We start from the raw sequence: 21,167 nt of genomic DNA, 5'->3' as shown, positions 1-21,167 counted from the left end.
CACCCCAATCCGGGCAGAGGCTTCCTTGACCGACACCCCCTGCCGCAGAAGCGAAAAGAACTCATCCTTCAGCGCATCCGGCGCCCGAAAACCACTCGGCATGGCAACCTCCAAAAAATCAGATGTTGCAACGACCGTATGATTCTGCGAGTGTTTTATGGGCGCGATCTGACCCCGCGTTGCGGTTGGCTGGCTGTCAGAGCCCCAGCTTGGCCACCGCCTCCTGCCGCATGTCCACCTTGCGGATCTTGCCGGAGACCGTCATCGGGAAGCTCTCCCGCACGTCCACGTAGCGCGGGATCTTGTAGTGCGCCAGCTTYCCGCGGCAGAACTCGGCCAGGCTGCCGGCGTCCAGCGGAGCGGCCCCGGGTTTGAGGATGACGCAGGCCATCAGCTCCTCCCCGTACTTGGCGTCCGGAACGCCGATCACCTGCACATCCTGGATGTCCGGGTGGGTGTACAGGAACTCCTCGATCTCGCGCGGGTAGACGTTCTCACCGCCGCGGATCACCATGTCCTTGATCCGGCCCTCGATCACGATGTAGCCGTCCCCGTCCATCCGGGCCAGGTCCCCGGTGTGCATCCAGCCCTCGGCGTCAATCGCCTCGGCCGTCTTGTCGGGCTGGTTCCAGTACCCCTTCATGACCGAGTACCCGCGGGTGCACAGTTCGCCGATCTCGCCGCGCTGCAACACCTCCCCGGTCACCGGGTCCACCACCTGGCTCTCCAGGTGCGGCATGGTCCGGCCGACGCTTTCGGTGCGCTGGGCCATCGTGTCTACACTGCGGGTCATGGTGGACACCGGAGAGGTCTCCGTCATCCCGTAGCAGATGGCCACATCCCGCATGTTCATCTCCGAGATGACCCGGTTCATCACCTCGATGGGACACAGCGAGCCCGCCATCACCCCCGTGCGCAGGGTGGACAGGTCGTAGGAGGCGAAGTCCGGCAGCGCGAGTTCGGCGATGAACATCGTGGGCACGCCGTACAGTGACGTCCCGCCGAAGTCCTGCACGGCTTCCAGCGCTGCAGCGGGCGTGAAGCCCCGGCCCGGGATGATGGTGGCGCAGCCGTGGCTCAGGGCGGCCAGGTTTCCGATCACCATGCCGAAGCAGTGGTAGAACGGCACCGGCAGCACCACCCGATCGTGCTCGGTGTACTCCAGCAGTTCGCCGATCGAGTAGCCATTGTTCAGGATGTTGTAGTGCGAGAGCGTGGCCCCCTTGGGGAACCCCGTGGTGCCGGAGGTGTACTGCAGGTTGATCGCGTCGTGGGGGTCCAGCCCGGCCATCCGCGCCTTCAGCGCGGAATGGGCGACGTCGTCGGCCCGCTTGAGCAGCTCCGCCCAGGTCCGTTCAGCTTCCGTTTCCGGGTCGCCGGCCGTGAGGCCGGGCAGGCCCGCGTCGGGCAGGAACACGAGTTCGCGCAGCTCGGGGCACTCGGCCAGCGCCCGCCGGGCCATGCCCGTGTAGTCGCTGTTGCGGTCCGAAGGCGCCGCGACCAGCATCCGCATGCCGTTTTGCCTGACCACGAACTCCAGCTCATGGCTGCGGTAGGCAGGATTGACGTTGACCAGCACCGCCCCGACCTTGGCGGTGGCGTACTGCAGGATGGTCCATTCGGCACAGTTCGGGCTCCAGATGCCAATCCGTTCGCCCGTGGCCACGCCCAGGGCCAGCAGCGCTCGTGCCACGCGGTCGACGTCGTCGTTCAGCTTGGTATAGCTCCAGCGGCGGGCTTCCTCGCCCGGCACCGCCGCGGCCTCGATCAAGGCGTCTTGGTAGGGGAATCTGGCCACGATCCGTTCGAAGTTGTCGCCAATTGTTTCCTCGAGCAGCGGGACGTCAGTGTCCCCGGCTGTGTATGCAAGCATGGTGTGACGCTACCAACACTCGGCCGGCAAAAGAAGACTGAAGCTTGGATGTCCTACGAAATCTTCGGGACAGAAAGCCGCGGACCGGTATTGTAAAAACCATGAGCGCACTTGTAGACCTGCAGGCCATCTTCATCCCCAACGACGGCGAGTTCTTCCGTGTGAAGCTCGCGCTGGAGATCGCGATTGACGAGGTGGTCAACGAGCCCGGCTGCATCCGGTATGAGCTCACCCAGGCCAGCGAGGACAAGCTGGTGCTGACCGAACAGTGGGCCTCGCAGGAGGATCTCGACAAGCACTCGAAAGGCACCGCGGTCCAGGACCTCAACGAGTCCCTCAGCGCCCTGCTGGCCGAGCCGGTCCAGCTTGTGAAGCTCTGACCCGGCGCTAAGAACCAAGACAAAGACAACGCGGGGTCACTCCGCGCCCATTGATCACCGGATCATGGGCGCGGAGTGACCCCGCGTTGCTGTATGGGTCTGCGCTATGCCATCCGGACGGGCTGCTAGGCCTCAGGGATCTGGCTGCCGTCCTGCTTGCCGGCCGCTGCGGCAGCCTCGGCCTGGGACCGGGCGACGTGTGCGTGGACTTCCTCCATGTCGAGGGCCTTGACGGCGTCAACCACCTGCTCCAGCTGCTGGGCATTCAGGGCGCCCGGCTGCGAGAACACGAGCACCTTTTCGCGGAACGCCATCAACGTCGGGATGGACGTGATGCCGGCCTCGGCGGCGAGCTGCTGCTCGGCCTCGGTGTCCACCTTGGAGAAGACCACGTCCTGGTGCTTCTCGGAAACTGCGGCGTATGTGGGTCCGAACTGCTTGCACGGGCCGCACCATTCGGCCCAGAAATCAACGAGGACAATGTCATTGTCCTCGACGGTAGATGCGAACTGTTCACCTGTAATGTCTACGGTAGCCATGGATCAACGGTACGCGAGCGGCTCCGCCTTGTCCCCTGCATTTCGCTGTTGGCACACCCATGTGACGGCCCCCACCGGCGCCCGGGCGCAGCCCGTCCGCCGCCCCGGGGCATAGGACGCTGGCACCCGCGGCGGCCGGGGCTTACCAGCGGCCGGGCGTACGGCGCCTTAGGCCCAGACGTGCGGCGCGGGCCGCCGCGCCCCGGGCAGGGCGTTGGTCTCGCGCCATTCGTGGATCCATTCGGGCAGTTCAAGGTCCGCCGGGGGCGCCCCGAACTCCCGGATGATCTCTTCCTGGCTGACAGGCTTGCCCTTGCTGACCAGCCGGGTCGCGATGAAGGCGCGGGCGTAGATTTCCCCGTCCACCACCATCCGCTGCTCGAAGTAGATGGCTTTCTCGTCGAGGCCGATGATCTTCGTTTCGATCGTGTACCGCCGCCACAATTGCAGCGACCGGCGGAAGGCGATGGTCTCCCCTGCGGCCACGGGGCTCCATCCCCGGCGGCGCATGGCCTTCCAGGTTCCGCTGCGGGCCATCAGGTCGAACCGGCCCAGGTCCATCAGGGAAAAATACATGCCGTTGTTGACATGCATCGCGATGTCGATGTCAGTCGGGAGGACCTTCAGCGGCAGCGAGGACGTGTCCCAGATACTCAGCGGCGAGCGGCGCGAGGACGTGAACAGCAGGAGGAGCGTGCGCAGGAGCAGATGCATGGGAACTATGTTACCCGCGGGTAACAACGCTGCCAAGGATCGAAACCGAGGCTTTGGGTCCCGGGCCCCTGATCAGCCAGCAGTTCCCGGCCCCGATCCCGCGTTGCTCCCCCGGGTCTGCGTGGGGCAGCACCAGCGCGGTGTTCTCGTCGACAGCCACGGCCTTCCCGATCATGCCGTGCACGACGGCGGCGACGGCACGCCCCAGCGTGCCGGCCTGTGCGGCGTGGACGTCGACAGCGAATGACACGAGGCCAAGCCCCTCGCGGAGCTCCACTTCCCCGAGCCCCTCGGATGCGTCCTCGGGACACACCTCGGCGCCGTTGACCAGGTAGCCGCCGACTATCGCCTGCTCCGGCGCGATCATGGCACCCGCAGAGAATCCCAGATACGGAGCGCCCGCCTGCACCGCGTGGCGGATGGCGGCGCCGGCCGGCGCCAGGGCCTCGGCGTAAACAGGGGTGGGGCCTCCCCCGACGACGATCGCGTCGACGCCGTCGAACACCCGCGGGTCCACGTGTTCCTGACGTCGAAGCAGGACGGTCACCACTTCACACGCCGTCCGGCGGTGCAGTGGATCCAGATAAGCGGGCAGGAAGTACGCGGCGCTGCCTTCGTGGTCAACCAGAACCACGGCGATCCGCGGCGTCCGGCTGCCCCCGGTGCGGTGCACCACCTCCGCCATGAACTGGTCGAAGATCACGGGAGTTGTTGTGGTGTCCGGGCCTCCGCCGACCAGAAAGATGCTCATGGCTTCAAGGTACCCGGATCGCGGCCCGGTGCGGCGCCGGCGTATTACGCTGTCCGGATGACAACAGACCTGACCGTCAGGGCAGCCGTGCCGGACGATGCCCCCGGCATCGCCCGCGTACACATACAGGCCTGGCGCGAGTGCTACGCCCACCTGCTGCCGGCCGCCTCCCTTGCCGCGTTGGAGCACGGCCCGCGGGAGGCACGGTGGCGGAAGATAATTGCGGCCGCCGCCTCGGACACCTGGGTGGCCTGCCGGGCACAGGAGATCGTCGGCTGGGCGAGCGCCGGGGCCGGCCGTGATGAAGACGGACCCCGGCCACGGGAGCTGCAGGGCATCTACGTGCTGGCCAGCCAGTACGGCTCGGGGGCGGGGCAGTTGCTGCTGGACGCAGCCGTGGGCAGCGGCGGCGCCTACCTCTGGATTGCCGACGACAATCCCCGCGCGTTTGCCTTTTATGCCCGCAACGGTTTCGTCCCCGACGGTGCCACAGGGTCGCATGAGCTGGCCGGGACGCCGGTCCGGATCCTTCGGATGGTGCGCTGAGCCGGCGCGGCGCGCAGGGCCGCCCCAGGGTTGGCCGTGCGCAGCGTCAGTCCGCGGCGATCAGCTCGGCCTCGAAGCCGTCCGAATTCACCAGGTAGGCGGCAAAGTGGTCCGGGCCGCCGGCGTGCGGGTACTTTTCGGGGAACAGTTCACGCCAGCCATGCCCGACGGCGTCCGCCGCCAGGGCGTCCACTCCGGCACGGTTCCCGGCGCTGAAGGCCAGGTGATTGAGTCCAGGAGCGGTCCGGTCATGCGTCCGGCCGCTCAGGGCCGGGGACTCCTCGACGACGATGTACGTCGGCCCCCGCCGCCAGCTGCACCCGTCCGGCCACGCCTGGTACTCCTGATAGCCCAGCCGGCCCAGGAGCCAGCCCCACTCGTCCTTGGCGCGGCCCAGGTCCGGCACCCACAGTTCGACGTGGTTCAGGGCTCCGAGGGATTCATCACTCATCCAGAGAGTCTCGCACGGCCGAGGGGTCCTGGCTCGTACCCGAAACCGGCGGCCTCAGTACAGAATGCGCTGGAAGAGGATGTGGTCCTGCCAGCCTCCGGCAATATTGAGGTACGCCGGTGCCACACCGATCTCCGTGAACCCCGAGCGTTTGAGGATCTTCTGCGACGCGGCGTTGTGCAGCAGGGTCGCGGCCTGCAGCCGGTGCAGGCCCAGCTCCTCCCGGGCCGCGGCGATCGCATAAGCCACGGCCGCCGAGCCGATCCCGCGCCCGTTATAGTCTTTGTCCACCCAGTACCCGAGGTGGGCGCTGAGGAACGGCCCCCGGACAATGCCGCTGAGGGTCATCAGCCCCACAATGGCGTCGGCGTCCGTCAGAACCCAGGGCACATCAGATCCGGCGATGAACAGGGCCAGCTTGGACTGGACGCTCATCATCTGGCCGTCCACGGTGAAGAACTCCTCGGCCCGTAGCGGCTCCCAGGGCGCCAGGTGTTCGCGGTTTCGCAGGTAGGCGGCGCACATGAGTTCTGCATCGGAGGCCCTCAACACCCGGATCCGGACGGTGCCGGCCAGGGGTTCGCTCTTAACGGTCATCCGAAAGCTCCGCGCCGGTTCAACCCGGTGTGAGCCAGTACGGCTGGGCGTGCCCCGCCGCCGAGGCCAGCACGTCCGCGCTGACCACGATGGACTCCTGATCCATGCCGACGTCGGCCCATTGCGCCACGATCCGCAGGTCGCCAGGTGTTGGCAGCGGCCACAGCCAGAACTTCACCGACGACGTGATCTCATCGTCACTGCCCGATCCGCCGCCGCCCCCGGCCGACGTCATCACCGGTCCCGGCCCCGGGTCGGCACCCTCGATCCCCCAGCGGGGCCCCTCGTCTGCCGTGGCTTTGCCCCCGTCGGGGTACGCCACACCGAGCCGGAATCCCCCGCCACCGCCCTGCGTGCCATACCGGAAGGACGGCCGGTTGAAGCACCGTTCGGTCAACAAGCCCCATTCGGCGTCGGTCTCGGTCCCCCGACGGATCGTCCAGACGAGGTCCAGCACGCAGCCCGTGGAGTAAACCTCCGCGCCCTTCACGGCCATCACCATCCGCTGGCTGCGCTGCAGGAACAGGCCTAGGGGCACCAGGGCAGGAAGTTCATCCGTCGGCGGAGCCGCCCACGGTGGAACCACGAATTTGGGCTGCCGCGGCCGCTCTGGAGGCGCTGGAAGGTCGTCAAAGAAGGACATGCCCTCATCCTTGCACCGTCGTCAACCCCCGCCCGGTACACAACCGCACCGGCTCAGATGGCGGGGCGCCTCCGTCCCAAATTCAGGACTCAGGATTCGTCGTCGTCATCATCGTCGTCATCCTCGCTCGAATCGCTTCCACGGACAATAACGCTTGCGACGCCGTGCAGGTCCATGAGGGGGAGGACGAGGTTGCGCAACGGATGGCGGCCGAAGAACCTGACCTCCATCGAGACCATCGGCTTCTGCTCGTCCCCGGTCCTGCGGGTACGCAAAATCGAGGAACTGAACCCCATGGTGGTGGCGATTTCGAGGATTTGCCGCAACACCCCTTGGCCGTCGGCGTAGTCGATATGCATCACGCGGTTTCTGTCCACGGAGGGGATTCTGCGGACGGCTGGGGCAACCACGAACAGGGTAATAAGGTGGAAAATCGTCAGTACTGCGCCCAGGGAGACCATCCCGGCCCCGCAGGCCATGCCCACCGCGGCGGAAACCCAGATGGTGGCGGCCGTTGTGAGCCCACGAACCACGTCCCTTCCCTTGAAGATGACGCCGGCACCCAGGAAACCGATTCCGCTGACGATCTGGGCCGCGATGCGGGAAGGGTCCACGACGGCGCCGGGCTCCGTCACGAAGGCGAAGCCATAGGCTGACACGAGGGTAAAGGCGCACGAGCCGAGCCCCACCAGCACATGGGTCCGGTAGCCCGCGCTTTTCTGCCGGACCTGCCGCTCGATGCCGATCAGCGAACACAGCACGAACGTCGCGAGCAGCAGGCCTGCTTCCACCAGACTTGTGTCGGTGAAGAATTCGAACATGCCGCCCGCCTTCCTGGGCCGGTCGGTGCCAGCTGACCGGCCGGAGATCACTGTCCCTAAGGTGACTTTAGCAAGGCCGCCGCCAGTCGTCGTCGGGCACTGCCCTACCTTCGGCGGATCCCCCGCCCTAGTATGGAACAAAGCCGCCGTTTGGTCAGCGCGCGGCGGGGACTTGGGGGCCGCAATGCGTGAGAACAATGCCGTTTCGTCGACGTCACAGAACTTCGGCGACACCGTCAGTACGCTTCTGGAACTCGTGGTGGATAGCACCGGCGTCGCCGATTTCCTGGCCGAACTGGCCCGCCTGGCGGCGGAAGGGCTGTCCCGTCCGGATCGCGACGTTTCCTGCGGCGTCACCGTCACCCGTCGCAAGCAGCCCCCGTCATACGCGGGCAGCGCCGGAGAGGGATCCGTCAGCAACCTGCGGATCCCGCTTGACTTCGACGAGGAGTACTCCGCCGTCGTGAACCTCTACTCTCCGCAGCCTGGAGCCTTCTCCCCCGAAGACGCCGCGGAAGCGCGCCGGTTCGCCGCCGATGCCGCCCGGCCCCTGCTCCTGGCGCTCCGGATCTCCCAACTCAGGGAGTCCCGCGAGGACCTGGCCGCCGCGATGCAGTCGCGGACCATCATCGACATGGCAATCGGGGCGATCATGGCCCAGAACCGGTGCGGGCGGGATGCCGCGTTCAAGATTTTGCGGAATACGTCCAACAACAGAAACATGAAGATTCGGGACGTCGCGGCAGCAATGGTGGCCTCCATCGCCGGCGATACGGACTTCACCGCACGCTTCGAGGAGTGACACAGTGGATGACATTTACAATCTGGAACGGTTCGTCCTGGCCCAGGACGCAGGCGCAACCTACCAGCGCGCCCTCGACGAACTCCGGGGAGGTGCCAAGCGCACCCACTGGATGTGGTTCGTATTCCCCCAGATCGCCGGCCTCGGGCAAAGCCCCACCGCCCGGAAGTATGCCGTCACCGGAATGGATGAAGCGCAAGCCTACCTGCGGCACGCGGTGCTGGGTCCTCGGCTGGTTGAATGCGCCGGGGTCGTGGCCGGACTCGAGGGCAGCACCGCGGGGCAGATATTCGGTGGCATCGACGAACGGAAGTTGCACTCCTCAATGACGCTCTTCCTCCGGGCGGACCCGCAGCAGAGCATGTTCGGGACGGTTCTCACCAAGTACTTCGCGGGGCTGCCCGATGCGGCCACAGACCGGCTTCTTGCCGGACCGGACTGACCCGGGCTACCCGCCCGGCGCCGCAATCGCGGTAATCATCCGCTCCATGCGGGCGACGCCGGCGTAGCGGCCGGCGTTATCCGTCACCAAAAGTGGCTCAAACCGGCTGGACGCGGCGCGGGTCATGGACCGGGCCAGCGCCTCGCTCAGCGGGGTGTCCAGGTTCACGCGCATCCCCGGGCTCACCATGCCCAGGCCAGCGGCGACGGGGTCCAGCACAGCAACAGGCCGGAGATGGTCTCCGATCAGAACCACCGACTGGAGCGCCGCGTTCCGGGCGAAGGCTTCCGCGGCGAGCGCGGCGGTGGTGGCCGTCGTCGCGGTTTCGAGGACGTCGCGGATGACGGCCTTGTGGGTCACCGGCGGTTTCGAGGCGAGCCGGTGGGCCAGGTCCAGGTCAATGCCGGCCCACGACGGCGCGGGCCGGGCCAGGTAGTAGCCCTGCACCAGCGGGACCCCGAGGGAGACCAGCGCATCGAGTTCCTCCACGCGCTCCACGCCCTCGGCGAGGATCCACGCATCGACCCTGCCGGCAAAAGTGCCGAGCATCTCGATCAGCGCGCGCTTGGCCTCGTCGCGGTCCACATCCTGGATCAGTTCACGGTCGATCTTGATCAGCGAGGGACGCAACGACAGTAGGTGCCGCAGTCCCGCATAGCCGGCCCCGGCGTCGTCGACGGCAATCAGCGCCCCGGCGGCACGCAGCTGGTTTAGGTCCGGTTCCAGCCCAACGTAGGAATCGATGGGGGTCTGCTCGGTGAGTTCGACGACGATCCCGCCCAGGCTCCCCTCGTTCCGCCATACGCTCCGGATCTCCTCGGTGGCCAGCAGTTCGGGTGAGACGTTGAGGGTCAGGAAGCAGTTGGGCGGCAAGGTGGAGCGGGCTGCGAGCGCAGTCCGCAGAGCCGCCGATTCCAGTTCCGCGGATCGCCCATGGGCCCGCGCAGCCGAGAACCACACTTCTGGGTTCTTCTCGGCGTGGCCCGGGAAGCGTGCCAGAGCTTCGTAGCCCACTACCGTGCCACGAGCCGTGTCGACGATCGGCTGGTAGGCCGCGGCCAGGCCTTCACCGCGGCAGGCGGCCGCCAAGCGCTCTTCCCATTCCGGGCCCGGAGGCACTCCGGCGCTGGACGCTGACCCGCCTGCCGCGGGACTGCTCAACTAACCGGAACGATTGCTTTGTGGACTGACTGGACCACTTCGGCCGGCAGTTCCACCAGGCCATGCACGGACGCAGCGTGGGCGGCGACATTGACCAGGATTTCATCTTCCGTGCTGCAAACCCATTTGGCTTCACAACCGGGCACTACGTCACCACATGCAAACGATTTCACTAAGGCTCCTTATATTCGACGGCGAACGTGCACCACCCTACTGCGCTACCGGCTGGAATCCGGCGATATCCGCCCATCGGCCACCGGGTGTTGTGGGCGGCTGCGGCGGTGTACTTTGACTCCATGATCAGGATTGGCTCCATCGTCATCCGTGTTGATGACCTCCAGCGCCAACTGGACTTCTGGACGGCTGCTCTGGACTACGTGCCGCGGCGGCCTCCCGAAGAAGACTTCGTTGTCCTCGGGCCAAGGGATGGGCCCGGCCCCAATGTCTCCCTGGACCGCGTCCCCGCCCAGGTCCAGATCCCGCCCCGAATCCACCTCGACCTCTATTCGGAGCAGCAGACGCGCGATGTGGACCGGCTGCTGCGCCTGGGCGCGACCCGCGTGGAATGGAGCAAGCGTCCCGCGGATGCGGACTACGTCATCCTGGCCGATCCCGAGGGCAACCGCTTCTGCGTGGTGGACACCGCGCGCCCGTAGCCCGCCAGGCTAGGGCCGGTCCCCCGGCGTCGAAGCCTGCCGGGCCGCAGTTTCAATGGCGGCGCAGTGGGCTGCCCATTCGTCCGGGGTCCGCTGGGAGAGGTTGGGGTCGTCGGGGCGCTGGCCGGCCGTCCGGTCAATGAGTTCGCGCAGGATATCGGCGTGGCCGAGGTGATGGGCCGTTTCGACGCACATGTGCACCAGAATCTGCTGCAGGGTCACGTGCCGCCGCTCCCCTGCCCACCACGGGACCTGTCCGGGGGCGTCGAGCGGGAGCGCGTCGATCGTCGCATCGCTGTGCGCTGCCGAGAGCCGGTGCAGTCCGATGATCTGTTCCCGCGTTTCGTCAGCGGTCACCCACAGGTCGGCATCCGGTGCCGCGTCATCAGCGAACCACGGCAGTTCCACACCGCTGGGCCGGCCGAAGACGTCGCCGAAGTATCCGAGTTCAACGCTTGCCACGTGCTTGACCAGACCCAGCAGGTTGGTCCCGGTCGGCGTCATCGGCCGTCGGACGTCGTATTCGCTGAGCCCGTCGAGCTTGCCGAGCAGGTCGGCGCGCCGGGTGCGCAGGTAGCTGTGCAGAATCGCTTTGTCATCCATGACGCGCACTCTACCGAAGGATCGTTCGGGACCAGGTCACGTCAGCGGAGGAACCGCTCAGAATGTCTTGGGGAGCGCATGCGGGTTGACGGGACGGTCCTCGTCCAGTGAAGACGGCTCCCTGGTGGCGTAGCTCCGCGCCGTGTTCAGATTGCGGGAACGCCGGAACAACCCGTAGCCAAGAATTCCCAGCCCGCCTGCCAGCAGCGCCAGCCCGAGAATGAAAAGACCCGTCGCTCCGGCATCGGCCACGCCGGAAGTCACCTGAAACAGCGGCGTCGGCAGGACAAAAAGTGTGGCGGCCAGGGCTGCGCTTCCCACCGCGATCTGCCATGTTCCCTTGGACTTCATGGTTCCCCCTCCATTGTGTCGGTCAGGGTTCAGTAAACCGGTTCCCCAGCCAAAGCGGAAGGCCCGGGCAAGGTATCGACGCCGGGCGGGATGGGGAGGAGGATTAAGTGGCAGTCACGATAAGGAGGTCAGTGATGTGCTATCAGTACAACAGGGAATTCCGGCGGGACATCAAGAAGGATGAAGCAAAGGAACCGAAGGCGCGCCCGGAGCCCCGGGCGGAAACGCCTGACTTCAAGTTCTGGGCCTTCCCCCGCCGCAGCAGGGAATTCACGGTCGAGGATCCGGCGCAGGCCGGCCGGACCCGCGAGAGGGTATAGCCCGGAAACCAACGGAAGGCTCCTCCACGAGGGGCCTTCCGCGCGACCGGCCACCTGCCCTGCGGACACACCGGTGAACGTGGGGGAGACTGGAAGTCCCCCACAGCGAAGGCAGGACCACATTGATCAGTCTCCAGCAGGACGACGAAGGCTTCATTCGCATGAAGCGGCACTTCCCCGGCACCGCCGTCGTTTCCGTCACCTTTAACGACGGATCCTCGGAGGAGTTCTCCGGCCAGCGGCTCAACGCGATCTATGACGAGGCCATGGCCGTGTACCGGGCAGGGAATCACTTGGACGCAAAGGGATTCTCCCGGGCGCCGAAAAAGACGGTGCAGCCCACGAACAAGATCGAGTTCGTTGCTGTGCACCCCGGCATGGGCAAATAGCCTCTCAGCAGCCCATTGACACGGCGGAACGGGCGGATTATTCTACAACCAAATGGTTGTAGATCAGTTGAGGGATGCCGACATTGACCGCCTGTTCCAGGCGTTCGCCGACGCCACCCGCCGGGACATTGTCACGCGGGTGACTGCCGGCGAGTATTCGGTGTCAGGGCTGGCAGAGCACTACGCCATGAGTTTCGCCGCCGTACAAAAGCACGTGGCGGTGCTGGAGCGTGCCTCCCTCGTTACGAAGGAGAAGCGCGGACGGGAGCAGATCGTGCGGGCCCACCACGATGGCCTACAACGCGCCCGACGGCTGCTCGATGACTACGAAACGATCTGGCGGCAGCGGGCCGACCGGATCGCCGACATTCTCGCAGAGGGATAGGAAGAGTTCCGTTATGACCGTTATCAGTTCGCAGAAAAACGCCGAGACCCTGAGCCTCACCGTCGTCGCCGAGTTCGACGCGGGAGTCGAGCGCGTCTGGCAGGTCTGGGAAGATCCGCGCCAGCTTGAGCGCTGGTGGGGGCCACCCACCTGGCCCGCGACCTTCGACGGCCACGACTTCGTGTCCGGAGGCAAGGCCAGCTACTACATGACCGGGCCCGAAGGCGAGAAGAGCCGGGGCTGGTGGCGGTTTACCGCCATCGAGGCGCCACACCGCCTGGAGTTCGACGACGGTTTCGCCGACGAGAACGGCGATCCGATTCCCGCGATGGGCACGAGCCATGCCGTGATGAGGCTCGAGGCGGTGGGCGACCGCACCCGGATGACCATGGTGTCGACCTTTGACTCCGCCGATGCGCTGGAGCAGGTCCTCGCCATGGGCATGGAAGAGGGGATAAAGCAGGCCCTGGGCCAGATCGACGCCATCCTCGCCGGGTCCAACGTCCGCTGAATGCAGCCGGTCCGTGCCGGCTGCAGACTCGCGAGGAAACACCCCCGCACGTGCCTTCCCTGGCCGGTGCGGGGGTGTTTTCTCGGGTCATAGCACTACCCGACGTGACTACCCGGCGAGAATCTTCGCCTTCTGCGCCCCGAACTCCTGTTCCGTGAGAATGCCCTGCTCCTTCAGCGCGGCGAGCTCTTTGAGCTGCTGGATGGCGTCGTTTGAGATACCTCCGCCGGCGGGCGGGGGTGGAGCCGGCTGCTCGTAAACGGGTTGCTGCTGGGCCATCTGGGCATCGTAGGCCTCCTGCTGCTTGGCCGCGGTCGCGGCATCCTTCTCGGCGAACTTGGAAGCCTGCCTGCGCTGGACGCGGCCGCTGACGGCAGATGCCGTCCCGGCAACCACTGCTGTCCGGGCCATACCCCTAAGCAGTCCCATAATCTTTCTCCTCTCGCGTGGCGTCTTGTGGGTCAGGCAACGGGTGACTCGGCCTCGAGGGCCTCCAGCGCCGCCATCACGTCTGGGGCAGGGATCCGCGTGCTCGCGACGAGCTCGCCCCCGCTCTCGCGAACAGCCGCCACAAAAGGTGCCGCCCAGATGTTCTCGTAAACGATGAGCGCGGCGAGGCTCCCGGGGAGGATCGCGTCTGCCGCTTCCGCGATTTCCTCGTCGCCGAGAATTCCGGAGTGCGCGCCGTCGAAGTATGAGAACGCCTCCGCGGGACCGCCTGGGTCAGTGAGCTCAAGCACCTCCACGGTGCCGTCCTCGTTCTTCATGACGACGAGCAGATCGAAGAGCCTGATCACACCCTCCTCGACGAGCCGTATGAGTTCCTCACTTGCCCGGCCCGTCAGCCCTGCCATGGGGAACTCGAGGAGCACGAAGTCGACCGGCCCGTGGGCCTCGGTTTCCGGTGTGGTTGTCACTGGCATTCCTCCGTTCTGGTTCGAGCGCACTGTCCGGCGCGCTCGTCTTAGTCTGGACTTTGTGTGCTGGGCGGTAACCACCCCCGTCGGGTGATTCCCGCGGCGGGCAGCCGGTCCTGTCGTGCCCTGGACGGCCTCCCTTCAGGGTGCGTTGCTGCCGGGTCATGGTGATGCTTCTTGTACTTCCTGTCCCACGCCCGGCCGAATAGCAGGCAGATGTGATTCTCAGCAGGGTGTTCCTGGGACCACTACATCGCCAACGAACGTCCGCCGCATCATCCCTTTCGGGTGAGCCCACAACCGTCCGGCGTGACGGTGCCGGCAGGCTGGCAAGAGTCAGGTTTGACGCTCGGATCGGCGAGCTGGCGGGACCGGCGCACAGCGGGGTCGGCCACCACAGCCGCCCCAACCAATCCGGTAGTGAGGTAGTCGCCGGACAGGTGTCCGGAGTCTGCGAGTGCGGCCACGGTGCGGTTGCGCCAGTAGTCGTCATGCCGCAGATGGGTGATTGCGCCGGGCACGGTGAGTCATCGGTGGCCCGCTCGGCCATTACGCTGAGATTCCAGCTAAGCACGTGGCACAGAGTTAGGGAGGCAACCGCCCGGATTCGACCAGACCAAGGACGGTGCCAGGAGCCGGCTGGTCCGGTCACTGGGCCCACGTAGGATCTGCACATGACGATTGACGAGTGGGAACGCCGTATCGCCGACTTCTGGACGGCTTTCGAAGCATCGCCGGGGGATGGGGAGGACATCCTTGACGAGCTTGACGGGCTCGCAGCCGCCTCGCCCGCGTCGGACGGCCGGGCACATTTTGAACGCGCCTGCATCCGCGATTCCACCGGCCGGACCGCCAGCGCTGTCGCGTTTTACGAGGCGGGGCTGGCTGCCGGGCTGGACCCCGTCCGGCACACCCGCGCCCATGTGCAGATGGCCAGCTCGCAGCGGGCACTCGGCCATCCCGACGAGGCGCTGAAAATTCTCTCCCGCGCCGATCCACACGCGCTGGGCGGGGCACCCAGCGCAGTAAGGGCCCTGGCCCTCCGGGACGCCGGACGGCACGATGAGGCCCTCCGTGTCGCGCTCGAAGCCCTCATCCCCCACCTGCCCCGGTATCAGCGCTCCATGGCGAACTACGCGAGACTCCTGACTGAAGACTAGGGCTCGGAACCGACCGGGGCTCCGAACAACGCCGCCCGCCGTCCGCCGTCCGGGGCGGGATTGAACACCGTTCCGGCCTTAGGGTTCTGTGTCCGCGGAGTGTCCGTGTCAACGTGCCCCCGCCCGCAGCCGTTTGCATAGCGCACCGGTGGCCAAAGCGCGCGGGGTGACTCACGCGATGCCTAAGGGCAGATCCGGGCGCATGTTGTGCGGCGCCGATCCGCACTGACCTGCATGCGCAACCCTCCAGCGGGCAAAGAAAAAGCCTCCGGAACATGGTGGTTCCGGAGGCTTTTCCAAGGGTGGCAGATGAGGGATTCGAACCCCCGTAGGCGTTGCCAGCTGATTTACAGTCAGCCCCCTTTGGCCGCTCGGGTAATCTGCCGAACTTCAAAAGAAGATCACTCGCGGCTTCCATCTTCAGAACGCCTGTTTCCAGTCCGTTCCGCTTCCAGTAACCGCGGGCAAGACAACTTTACAGAACTTCCGCCGAAGAATCGAATCGGCGCTCTGTGGCATCAAAAAGCCCGGAAATTCAGGCATCCCCAAGGATGCGGCCGGCAAGTTTGGACTCGAACTTCGCGGCTTGCTCCTCCGTGATCTGGTTCAGCTGCACGGCGCGCGCCAGATCGGCGTGGACCCCGTCCAGCCTCGAGGAGGCATCAGCGGCGGGGCTGAAGATGATCGAGGCCGCCAGCGTTGCCGCCGCCACAGACGTCGCGGCCGTCGCGAATCCGCCTGCGGCGGCAGCGGTGGAACGGATGACATAACGGACGGCCTTGTGCTGCATGGATTTGTACCTTTCGAGTGACTCTTCCAACTCCTGCAACTCTGCCGGGCGAATCTTCGTTCCCGCCCTGACTCAGCTTTGAGCGGACTGTGAACGCGACAACGTCCCGCCGACCTTCACAACCAGGGCATCCGTACTAGGCTGGATTGCAGACACGATGGCCCTTCACCGGGCACACCCCCAACCATCAGGAGGACAGTCATGGCAGGCGAATCCACATTCGACGTCGTCAGCAAGGTAGACAAGCAGGAAGTCGCCAACGCACTGAACCAGGCGCAGAAGGAGCTGGTCCAGCGTTACGACTTCAAGGGCGTCGGCGCCGAGGTCGATTTCAGCGGCGAGAAGATCCTCATGAAGGCCAACTCCGAGGAGCGGGTGCTCGCCGTCCTGGACGTGCTGCAGTCCAAGCTCATCCGCCGCGGCATCTCCCTGAAGTCCCTGGACACGGGCGAGCCTTACCCGTCCGGCAAGGAGTTCCGGCTCGAGGCCACCATCAAGGAGGGCATCGCCCAGGACCTCGCCAAGAAGATCAACAAGCTCATCCGCGACGAAGGGCCCAAGTCCGTCAAGTCGCAGATCCAGGGCGACGAACTCCGCGTGACGTCCAAGTCCCGCGACGATCTCCAGGAGACCATGAACCTGCTGAAGGGCTTCGACGAGGCCGACCTCCAGTTCGTGAACTTCCGCAGCTAGCCCCGCCTCCGCGGCTCAGATTTCCTGACGCTGCACTAAAGGGCTGTCGCACCGGGGATACCCGCGTCGGCAGCCCTTTTGCGTGTCATGAATCCACCTGCGCGTCGGGGAACTGCCGGGTCGCCGCGCCACCCACGACGCCGCACCCGGGCATCTTCCAGCCCGCGCACTACCTGGGAGCCCAGATCCAGGGCAGCCACCGCGGCCGCGACTGCGCTCCGGGGGCACATTGGCGCGGACACGCCGTCAGCTGAGGCGCCGTCGTCGAAAGCCGGGCAGAAAGCGCCCCCGGACGGATGCACCCCGTAACCGCCGAGCTACCCCAGCGGCCGGCCGGCCATCCGCTCCAGCCTGCCGATGCGCTCACTCATCGGCGGATGCGTCGAGAACATTTTCGCGACACCGCCGGCGCGGAACGGGTTCGCGATCATCAGATGCGAGGCGTTGACCAGCCGCTGGTCCTGCGGCAGCGGCGCGAGCTGCACGCCCTGCTCGATCTTGCGCAGGGCTGAGGCGAGCGCCAGCGGGTCCCCCGTGAGCTTGGAACCGTCCTCGTCGGCGTCGAACTCCCTGGTCCGGGAGATCGCCATCTGGATCAGCGAGGCGGCAAACGGCGCCAGCAGCGCCATGGCAATCGCGGCGATCGGGTTGGCGTTGCGCCGGTCCCCGCCGCCGCCGAAGATCAGGAACATCTGCGCCACCGAGGTGATGACGCCGGCGACGGCGGCAGCGACGGACGAGGTCAGGATGTCCCGGTTGTAGACGTGCATCAGCTCGTGACCCAGCACGCCGCGGAGTTCCCGGGCGTCGAGCAGCCGGAGGATGCCCTCGGTGCAGCACACGGCGGCGTTCTGCGGGTTCCGGCCGGTGGCGAAGGCGTTCGGGGCCATCGTGGGTGAGAGGTAGATCCGCGGCATCGGCTGCTGCGCCGTGGCGGAGAGCTCCCGGACGATCTGGTGGAGCTGGGGCGCTTCGGCCTCTGTCACCGGATAAGCCTGCATGGACCGGATGGCGATCTTGTCACTGTTCCAGTAGCCGTAGGCAGTGGTGGCGACGCCGACCAGCGCCATGATCCAGATCGGCGCGGAACTGCCCAGGCTGGAGGCCATCAGCGCGCCGAGGCCCAGGAGCACTGCCCACAGCACTCCGAAAAGGGCCGCGGTCTTCAGTCCGTTGTGATGCTGATGCACTGTTCCTCCAAGTCGTCCCGCTGTGGACCCACACCCGGAAAACGTTCCGCTACGGCACCGGGTTCCGCGCGTCGTACTTCAGGAAGCCCGACTGCCAGTGCGCCACGGCCCAGGCCACCGCGATGCACAAAAGACCGCCCAATAGCAGGACCCAGCCTTCACTCAGAATTTTAGTCCCACCACCGGCGAGCATGTCCCCCACTCTGGGTCCGCCGGCCACCACCACGATGAACACGCCCTGCAGGCGGCCGCGAAGATGGTCCGGCGTGGAGGCCTGCAGGATCGTGGTGCGGAAGACGGCACTGACGGAGTCGGCGATTCCGGCCAGCCCGCAACACACGGCGGCGGGCAGCAGCCACCACGTGACGCCGTCGGCCCCGGATTTCCCCGCGAGCACAACGACGAGGCCGAGGCCGGCGATCGAGGCGCCCCAGCCCATCACGGACCAGACGACGGCGGTCCCCTGCCGCCGGACCGCCCCCAGCGGCCCCGAGAAAAGCCCTGCCAGGAACGCGCCGACGGCGGTGGAGGCGAGCAGGATCCCCACTGTGGCCTCGCCGCCGCCGATCATCACCGCGCCGATCGCGGGCAGCAGCGCCCGGGGCTGGGCGAAGATCATCGCGACGAGGTCGATGATGAAGGTCATCCGCAGGTTGGGGCGCGTGCCGAGGAAGCGGAAGCCTTCGACGACGGACCGCAGTCCCGCCGGCCGCGCATGTTCCCCCGGCGGCATGGGGGGAAGCTTCAGCAGCGCCCACAACGCGAACGCGAAGGTGCCGACGTCGATCGTGTAGGTCCAGGCGAACCCGACCGTGGCCACCAGCAGCCCCGCCAGCAGCGGACCTGCGGTCAGCGTAAGGCCGAAACTGATCATGCTCAGGGCGTTGGCGGCCGGCAGGAGCTCCTTGCGGACCAGCAGCGGGATGATGGCGCTGCGGGCCGGCTGGTTGATGGCCTGCGCGCCGCTCTGCACCGCAACCAGGACGTACAGCACCCAGACGTTGCCCAGCTGCAGCCAGGCCTGCAGGGCGAGGCAGGCGGTGGTCAGCCACAGCACCGAGGAAGCCAGGAGCGCCACTTTGCGGCGGTCGTGGGCGTCCGCGATCGAGCCGCCCAGCAGGCCGCCGAAGACCAGCGGGACGAGGGCGAAAATGCTCAACAGGCCCACATAGAGGCTGTCCTGGGTGAGCCGGTAGACCTCCAGGCTCACGGCGACCAGGGTCAGCTGGCTGCCCAGGGCGGCGACAGCGGACCCCAGCCACAGGCGGCGGAATGCCGGACTCTCGCGCAAGGGCGTGATGTCCGCCAGATATTTCCCCACCCGGGACACTCTAGTGGGGCGTGTGGGCCTGATGAGACGCAGGTGGCGCGCAGACCCGGCAGCATTGCGGCGGTGTCATTAGCCGGACCTTATTATGATTGACTCACAATAAGTGCTTGAATGGGTGCATGACGGATTCGACGGGCACTCACGAAGCATGGGCTGCGGCCCTGCGTGCCCACGGCCGCCGGGTGACGAAACAGCGGCTGGCGGTGCTGGCCGCCGTCGAGCACCAGCCGCATTCCCCCGCCGAGCACATCCTCGCCACCGCCCGCCGGGATCTTCCCGAACTGACGGCGCAGTCCGTCTATGTGGTCCTGAACGATCTGACCGATCTGCAAATGCTGCGCCGCTTTGAGCCGCCGCACTCCCCCGCCCTGTACGAGACGAGGGTGGGCGACAACCACCACCATGCTGTCTGCATCAGCTGCGGCAGGGTGGAGGACGTCGAATGCGCCGTCGGCCACGCTCCGTGCCTGACCCCGCACTGGGACCAGGACTCCAGGCCGATGACCATCCAGATCGCGGACGTGCTGTACCAGGGCATCTGCCAGGACTGCCAGCGCACGCAAAAACTTCCCGCCGAACGTAATTAAGTAGAAACAACAAATTAGGAGAAAGATGACTCAGCACATCTCTGCGCCCGCCGTGTCCACGACACAGTCCGGTGCCCCGGTCACTTCCGATGCCCACTCGCAGTCCGTCGGCGCCGACGGCGCGATCATCCTCACCGACCACTACCTGATCGAAAAGCTGGCGCAGTTCAACCGCGAGCGTGTGCCGGAGCGCGTGGTCCACGCCAAGGGCGGCGGCGCCTTCGGTACCTTCACCACCTCCGAGGACGTCTCGAAGTACACCAAGGCCGCACTGTTCCAGCCGGGCACCGAGACGGAGATGCTCATCCGCTTCTCCTCCGTCGCCGGCGAGGCAGGCTCCCCCGACACCTGGCGCGACCCCCGCGGTTTCGCCGTGAAGTTCTACACCACCGAGGGCAACTACGACCTCGTCGGCAACAACACCCCGGTGTTCTTCATCCGCGACGGCATCAAGTTCCCGGACTTCATCCACTCGCAGAAGCGCCTGCCGGGCACCCACCTGCGCGACGCCGACATGCAGTGGGACTTCTGGACCCTGTCCCCCGAGTCCGCGCACCAGGTCACCTGGCTCATGGGCGACCGCGGCCTGCCGGCCTCCTGGCGTGAAATGCAGGGCTACGGCTCGCACACCTACCAGTGGATCAACGCCGAGGGCGAGCGCTTCTGGGTCAAGTACCACTTCAAGTCCAACCAGGGCGTCAAGTCCATGTCCGGCGACGAGGCCGAGGCCCTGGCCGGCGCTGATGGCGACTTCTACATCCGCGACCTCCAGGAAAACATTGCCGCCGGCAACTTCCCGTCTTGGGATCTGCACGTTCAGGTCATGCCGTACGAGGACGCCAAGACGTACCGCTTCAACCCGTTCGACCTCACCAAGGTGTGGCCGCACGCGGACTACCCGCTGATCAAGGTCGGCACCATGGAGCTGAACCGGAACCCGGAAAACTACTTCGCGCAGATCGAGCAGGCCGCCTTCGCGCCGTCGAACTTCGTGCCGGGCATCGCCGCTTCCCCGGACAAGATGCTGCAGGCCCGCATCTTCTCCTACGCGGACGCGCACCGCTACCGCGTGGGCACCAACCACGCCCAGCTGCCGGTCAACCTGCCCAAGAACCAGGTCAACAACTACAGCCAGGACGGCCAGGGGCGCTACCACTTCAACGCCCCGTCCGTTCCGGTCTACGCACCGAACTCCGTCGGCGGCCCGGCCGCCGTCGAGCCGCAGAACCCCGCCGGCGGCTGGGAGAACGACGGCGAGCTCACCCTCTCCGCGCACTCCCTGCGCGCCGAGGACGGCGACTTCGGCCAGGCCGGCACGCTGTACCGCGAGGTCTTCAACGACGGCGAGAAGGCCCGCCTGCTGGACACCGTCACCGGTGCCGTCAGCGGCGTCAAGGACGCCGGCATCAAGGAACGCGCCATCCAGTACTGGACCAACGTCGACGCCGAGTTCGGCGCCAAGCTGCGCGCCAACCTCGGTGCCGGCCAGGTCGAGTCCGACGCCGAGGCCGCCAACAAGGTCTAATTCCTAGGCGCGGCAAAAGAACACCCCGCACGGATTTCCG

Annotated in this window: 31 protein-coding genes and 1 tRNA gene; 13 read left to right on the top strand and 19 right to left on the bottom strand. The window is 66.4% G+C overall.

What is annotated here, in order from left to right; translation table 11 throughout:
- Positions 1-196: 196 nt before the first annotated feature.
- Positions 197-1,873: an AMP-binding protein gene (locus AB4Y67_RS16895; RefSeq protein WP_441406914.1), complete on the bottom strand. Its 1,677-nt coding sequence runs from the start codon at positions 1,871-1,873 to the stop codon at positions 197-199.
- A gap of 101 nt (positions 1,874-1,974) precedes the next feature.
- On the opposite strand from AB4Y67_RS16895, the gene AB4Y67_RS16890 reads away from it, so the two are divergent.
- A complete protein-coding gene (locus AB4Y67_RS16890) occupies positions 1,975-2,253 on the top strand; it encodes a putative quinol monooxygenase (protein ID WP_441406913.1) in 279 nt (92 codons plus the stop codon).
- Between the two features lie 125 nt (positions 2,254-2,378).
- Here AB4Y67_RS16890 and trxA read toward each other — a convergent pair whose 3' ends face one another.
- From trxA to AB4Y67_RS16875, 3 genes are all read right to left on the bottom strand, one after another.
- Positions 2,379-2,792 carry a thioredoxin gene (trxA, locus tag AB4Y67_RS16885; protein WP_224047339.1) on the bottom strand — a complete coding sequence of 138 codons (414 nt, stop codon included), beginning with the start codon at positions 2,790-2,792 and terminating at the stop codon, positions 2,379-2,381.
- Between the two features lie 168 nt (positions 2,793-2,960).
- Entirely contained in the window at positions 2,961-3,506 is a 546-nt protein-coding gene (locus tag AB4Y67_RS16880) for an acyl-CoA thioesterase (RefSeq protein WP_441406912.1), read from the bottom strand.
- Positions 3,507-3,516: 10 nt separating this feature from the next.
- Positions 3,517-4,257: a Type 1 glutamine amidotransferase-like domain-containing protein gene (locus AB4Y67_RS16875; protein ID WP_441406911.1), complete on the bottom strand. Its 741-nt coding sequence runs from the start codon at positions 4,255-4,257 to the stop codon at positions 3,517-3,519.
- 57 nt (positions 4,258-4,314) lie between these two features.
- Here AB4Y67_RS16875 and AB4Y67_RS16870 point away from each other — a divergent pair, with 57 nt between their 5' ends.
- Positions 4,315-4,803 carry a GNAT family N-acetyltransferase gene (locus AB4Y67_RS16870; protein WP_441406910.1) on the top strand — a complete coding sequence of 163 codons (489 nt, stop codon included), beginning with the start codon at positions 4,315-4,317 and terminating at the stop codon, positions 4,801-4,803.
- 46 nt (positions 4,804-4,849) lie between these two features.
- Here the strand turns inward: AB4Y67_RS16870 and AB4Y67_RS16865 are convergent, their stop codons facing one another.
- The 4 genes from AB4Y67_RS16865 to AB4Y67_RS16850 form a co-directional block, all read right to left on the bottom strand.
- Positions 4,850-5,254: a VOC family protein gene (locus tag AB4Y67_RS16865; protein ID WP_441406909.1), complete on the bottom strand. Its 405-nt coding sequence runs from the start codon at positions 5,252-5,254 to the stop codon at positions 4,850-4,852.
- 54 nt (positions 5,255-5,308) lie between these two features.
- On the bottom strand, positions 5,309-5,851 hold the full coding sequence (locus AB4Y67_RS16860; protein WP_441406908.1) for a GNAT family N-acetyltransferase: 543 nt from the start codon (positions 5,849-5,851) through the stop codon (positions 5,309-5,311).
- 19 nt (positions 5,852-5,870) lie between these two features.
- On the bottom strand, positions 5,871-6,494 hold the full coding sequence (locus tag AB4Y67_RS16855; RefSeq protein ID WP_441406907.1) for a hypothetical protein: 624 nt from the start codon (positions 6,492-6,494) through the stop codon (positions 5,871-5,873).
- An 89-nt stretch (positions 6,495-6,583) separates the two neighbouring features.
- Positions 6,584-7,315: an MgtC/SapB family protein gene (locus AB4Y67_RS16850; RefSeq protein WP_441406906.1), complete on the bottom strand. Its 732-nt coding sequence runs from the start codon at positions 7,313-7,315 to the stop codon at positions 6,584-6,586.
- Between the two features lie 184 nt (positions 7,316-7,499).
- Between AB4Y67_RS16850 and AB4Y67_RS16845 the strand changes: the two genes are divergently transcribed.
- Positions 7,500-8,117 (top strand): ANTAR domain-containing response regulator, encoded by a 618-nt coding sequence (locus tag AB4Y67_RS16845; RefSeq protein WP_441406905.1) that lies wholly within the window; start codon positions 7,500-7,502, stop codon positions 8,115-8,117.
- A 4-nt stretch (positions 8,118-8,121) separates the two neighbouring features.
- Positions 8,122-8,559 (top strand): DUF1810 domain-containing protein, encoded by a 438-nt coding sequence (locus AB4Y67_RS16840; RefSeq protein WP_441406904.1) that lies wholly within the window; start codon positions 8,122-8,124, stop codon positions 8,557-8,559.
- Positions 8,560-8,565: 6 nt separating this feature from the next.
- Here AB4Y67_RS16840 and AB4Y67_RS16835 read toward each other — a convergent pair whose 3' ends face one another.
- Both AB4Y67_RS16835 and AB4Y67_RS16830 read right to left on the bottom strand, forming a co-directional pair.
- Positions 8,566-9,648: an EAL domain-containing protein gene (locus AB4Y67_RS16835; RefSeq protein WP_441406903.1), complete on the bottom strand. Its 1,083-nt coding sequence runs from the start codon at positions 9,646-9,648 to the stop codon at positions 8,566-8,568.
- Positions 9,649-9,716: 68 nt separating this feature from the next.
- The gene (locus AB4Y67_RS16830) at positions 9,717-9,893 is read right to left on the bottom strand and encodes a DUF1059 domain-containing protein (protein WP_441406902.1); all 177 of its coding nucleotides are present in this window, start codon (positions 9,891-9,893) and stop codon (positions 9,717-9,719) included.
- Positions 9,894-10,016: 123 nt separating this feature from the next.
- Here AB4Y67_RS16830 and AB4Y67_RS16825 point away from each other — a divergent pair, with 123 nt between their 5' ends.
- A complete protein-coding gene (locus tag AB4Y67_RS16825; RefSeq protein ID WP_441406901.1) occupies positions 10,017-10,376 on the top strand; it encodes a VOC family protein in 360 nt (119 codons plus the stop codon).
- 9 nt (positions 10,377-10,385) lie between these two features.
- Here AB4Y67_RS16825 and AB4Y67_RS16820 read toward each other — a convergent pair whose 3' ends face one another.
- Both AB4Y67_RS16820 and AB4Y67_RS16815 read right to left on the bottom strand, forming a co-directional pair.
- Positions 10,386-10,979 (bottom strand): DinB family protein, encoded by a 594-nt coding sequence (locus AB4Y67_RS16820; RefSeq protein ID WP_441406900.1) that lies wholly within the window; start codon positions 10,977-10,979, stop codon positions 10,386-10,388.
- A 57-nt stretch (positions 10,980-11,036) separates the two neighbouring features.
- Positions 11,037-11,330: a hypothetical protein gene (locus tag AB4Y67_RS16815; RefSeq protein ID WP_441406899.1), complete on the bottom strand. Its 294-nt coding sequence runs from the start codon at positions 11,328-11,330 to the stop codon at positions 11,037-11,039.
- Positions 11,331-11,461: 131 nt separating this feature from the next.
- On the opposite strand from AB4Y67_RS16815, the gene AB4Y67_RS16810 reads away from it, so the two are divergent.
- The 4 genes from AB4Y67_RS16810 (at position 11,462) to AB4Y67_RS16795 (ending at position 12,935) form a co-directional block, all read left to right on the top strand.
- Positions 11,462-11,650 carry a hypothetical protein gene (locus tag AB4Y67_RS16810; RefSeq protein WP_441406898.1) on the top strand — a complete coding sequence of 63 codons (189 nt, stop codon included), beginning with the start codon at positions 11,462-11,464 and terminating at the stop codon, positions 11,648-11,650.
- Between the two features lie 122 nt (positions 11,651-11,772).
- Entirely contained in the window at positions 11,773-12,039 is a 267-nt protein-coding gene (locus AB4Y67_RS16805; RefSeq protein ID WP_441406897.1) for a hypothetical protein, read from the top strand.
- A 52-nt stretch (positions 12,040-12,091) separates the two neighbouring features.
- A complete protein-coding gene (locus AB4Y67_RS16800; protein ID WP_441406896.1) occupies positions 12,092-12,424 on the top strand; it encodes an ArsR/SmtB family transcription factor in 333 nt (110 codons plus the stop codon).
- A gap of 13 nt (positions 12,425-12,437) precedes the next feature.
- A complete protein-coding gene (locus AB4Y67_RS16795; RefSeq protein ID WP_441406895.1) occupies positions 12,438-12,935 on the top strand; it encodes an SRPBCC family protein in 498 nt (165 codons plus the stop codon).
- A 108-nt stretch (positions 12,936-13,043) separates the two neighbouring features.
- On the opposite strand, the gene AB4Y67_RS16790 is transcribed toward AB4Y67_RS16795, so the two are convergent.
- The 3 genes from AB4Y67_RS16790 to AB4Y67_RS16780 form a co-directional block, all read right to left on the bottom strand.
- Positions 13,044-13,364 (bottom strand): SHOCT domain-containing protein, encoded by a 321-nt coding sequence (locus AB4Y67_RS16790; protein WP_441406894.1) that lies wholly within the window; start codon positions 13,362-13,364, stop codon positions 13,044-13,046.
- Between the two features lie 32 nt (positions 13,365-13,396).
- Complete coding sequence (locus tag AB4Y67_RS16785; RefSeq protein WP_441406893.1) at positions 13,397-13,852, bottom strand: DUF6325 family protein; 456 nt, start codon at positions 13,850-13,852, stop codon at positions 13,397-13,399.
- A 275-nt stretch (positions 13,853-14,127) separates the two neighbouring features.
- Positions 14,128-14,373 carry a hypothetical protein gene (locus AB4Y67_RS16780; protein ID WP_441406892.1) on the bottom strand — a complete coding sequence of 82 codons (246 nt, stop codon included), beginning with the start codon at positions 14,371-14,373 and terminating at the stop codon, positions 14,128-14,130.
- A gap of 153 nt (positions 14,374-14,526) precedes the next feature.
- On the opposite strand from AB4Y67_RS16780, the gene AB4Y67_RS16775 reads away from it, so the two are divergent.
- A complete protein-coding gene (locus AB4Y67_RS16775; RefSeq protein WP_441406891.1) occupies positions 14,527-15,012 on the top strand; it encodes a tetratricopeptide repeat protein in 486 nt (161 codons plus the stop codon).
- A gap of 303 nt (positions 15,013-15,315) precedes the next feature.
- On the opposite strand, the gene AB4Y67_RS16770 is transcribed toward AB4Y67_RS16775, so the two are convergent.
- Both AB4Y67_RS16770 and AB4Y67_RS16765 read right to left on the bottom strand, forming a co-directional pair.
- Positions 15,316-15,397: transfer RNA gene (locus AB4Y67_RS16770), tRNA-Tyr, on the bottom strand.
- Between the two features lie 150 nt (positions 15,398-15,547).
- The gene (locus tag AB4Y67_RS16765) at positions 15,548-15,802 is read right to left on the bottom strand and encodes a hypothetical protein (RefSeq protein WP_441406890.1); all 255 of its coding nucleotides are present in this window, start codon (positions 15,800-15,802) and stop codon (positions 15,548-15,550) included.
- A 201-nt stretch (positions 15,803-16,003) separates the two neighbouring features.
- Here AB4Y67_RS16765 and AB4Y67_RS16760 point away from each other — a divergent pair, with 201 nt between their 5' ends.
- A complete protein-coding gene (locus AB4Y67_RS16760; protein WP_441406889.1) occupies positions 16,004-16,495 on the top strand; it encodes a YajQ family cyclic di-GMP-binding protein in 492 nt (163 codons plus the stop codon).
- A 317-nt stretch (positions 16,496-16,812) separates the two neighbouring features.
- On the opposite strand, the gene htpX is transcribed toward AB4Y67_RS16760, so the two are convergent.
- Positions 16,813-17,685 (bottom strand): zinc metalloprotease HtpX, encoded by an 873-nt coding sequence (gene htpX / locus AB4Y67_RS16755; protein ID WP_441406888.1) that lies wholly within the window; start codon positions 17,683-17,685, stop codon positions 16,813-16,815.
- Between the two features lie 49 nt (positions 17,686-17,734).
- Positions 17,735-19,006, bottom strand: coding sequence for an MFS transporter (locus AB4Y67_RS16750; protein WP_441406887.1), 1,272 nt, complete (start codon positions 19,004-19,006; stop codon positions 17,735-17,737).
- A gap of 128 nt (positions 19,007-19,134) precedes the next feature.
- On the opposite strand from AB4Y67_RS16750, the gene AB4Y67_RS16745 reads away from it, so the two are divergent.
- Both AB4Y67_RS16745 and AB4Y67_RS16740 read left to right on the top strand, forming a co-directional pair.
- Positions 19,135-19,602 (top strand): Fur family transcriptional regulator, encoded by a 468-nt coding sequence (locus AB4Y67_RS16745; protein ID WP_441406886.1) that lies wholly within the window; start codon positions 19,135-19,137, stop codon positions 19,600-19,602.
- Positions 19,603-19,627: 25 nt separating this feature from the next.
- Positions 19,628-21,127: a catalase gene (locus tag AB4Y67_RS16740; protein WP_441406885.1), complete on the top strand. Its 1,500-nt coding sequence runs from the start codon at positions 19,628-19,630 to the stop codon at positions 21,125-21,127.
- Positions 21,128-21,167 lie beyond the last annotated feature (40 nt).

It is taken from the genome of Arthrobacter sp. YAF17, from assembly GCF_052113365.1.
Taxonomy (GTDB): Bacteria; Actinomycetota; Actinomycetes; order Actinomycetales; family Micrococcaceae; genus Arthrobacter.
The sequence above is the reverse complement of the archived record's forward strand: the minus strand, read 5'-3'. Positions and strand labels throughout refer to the sequence as shown.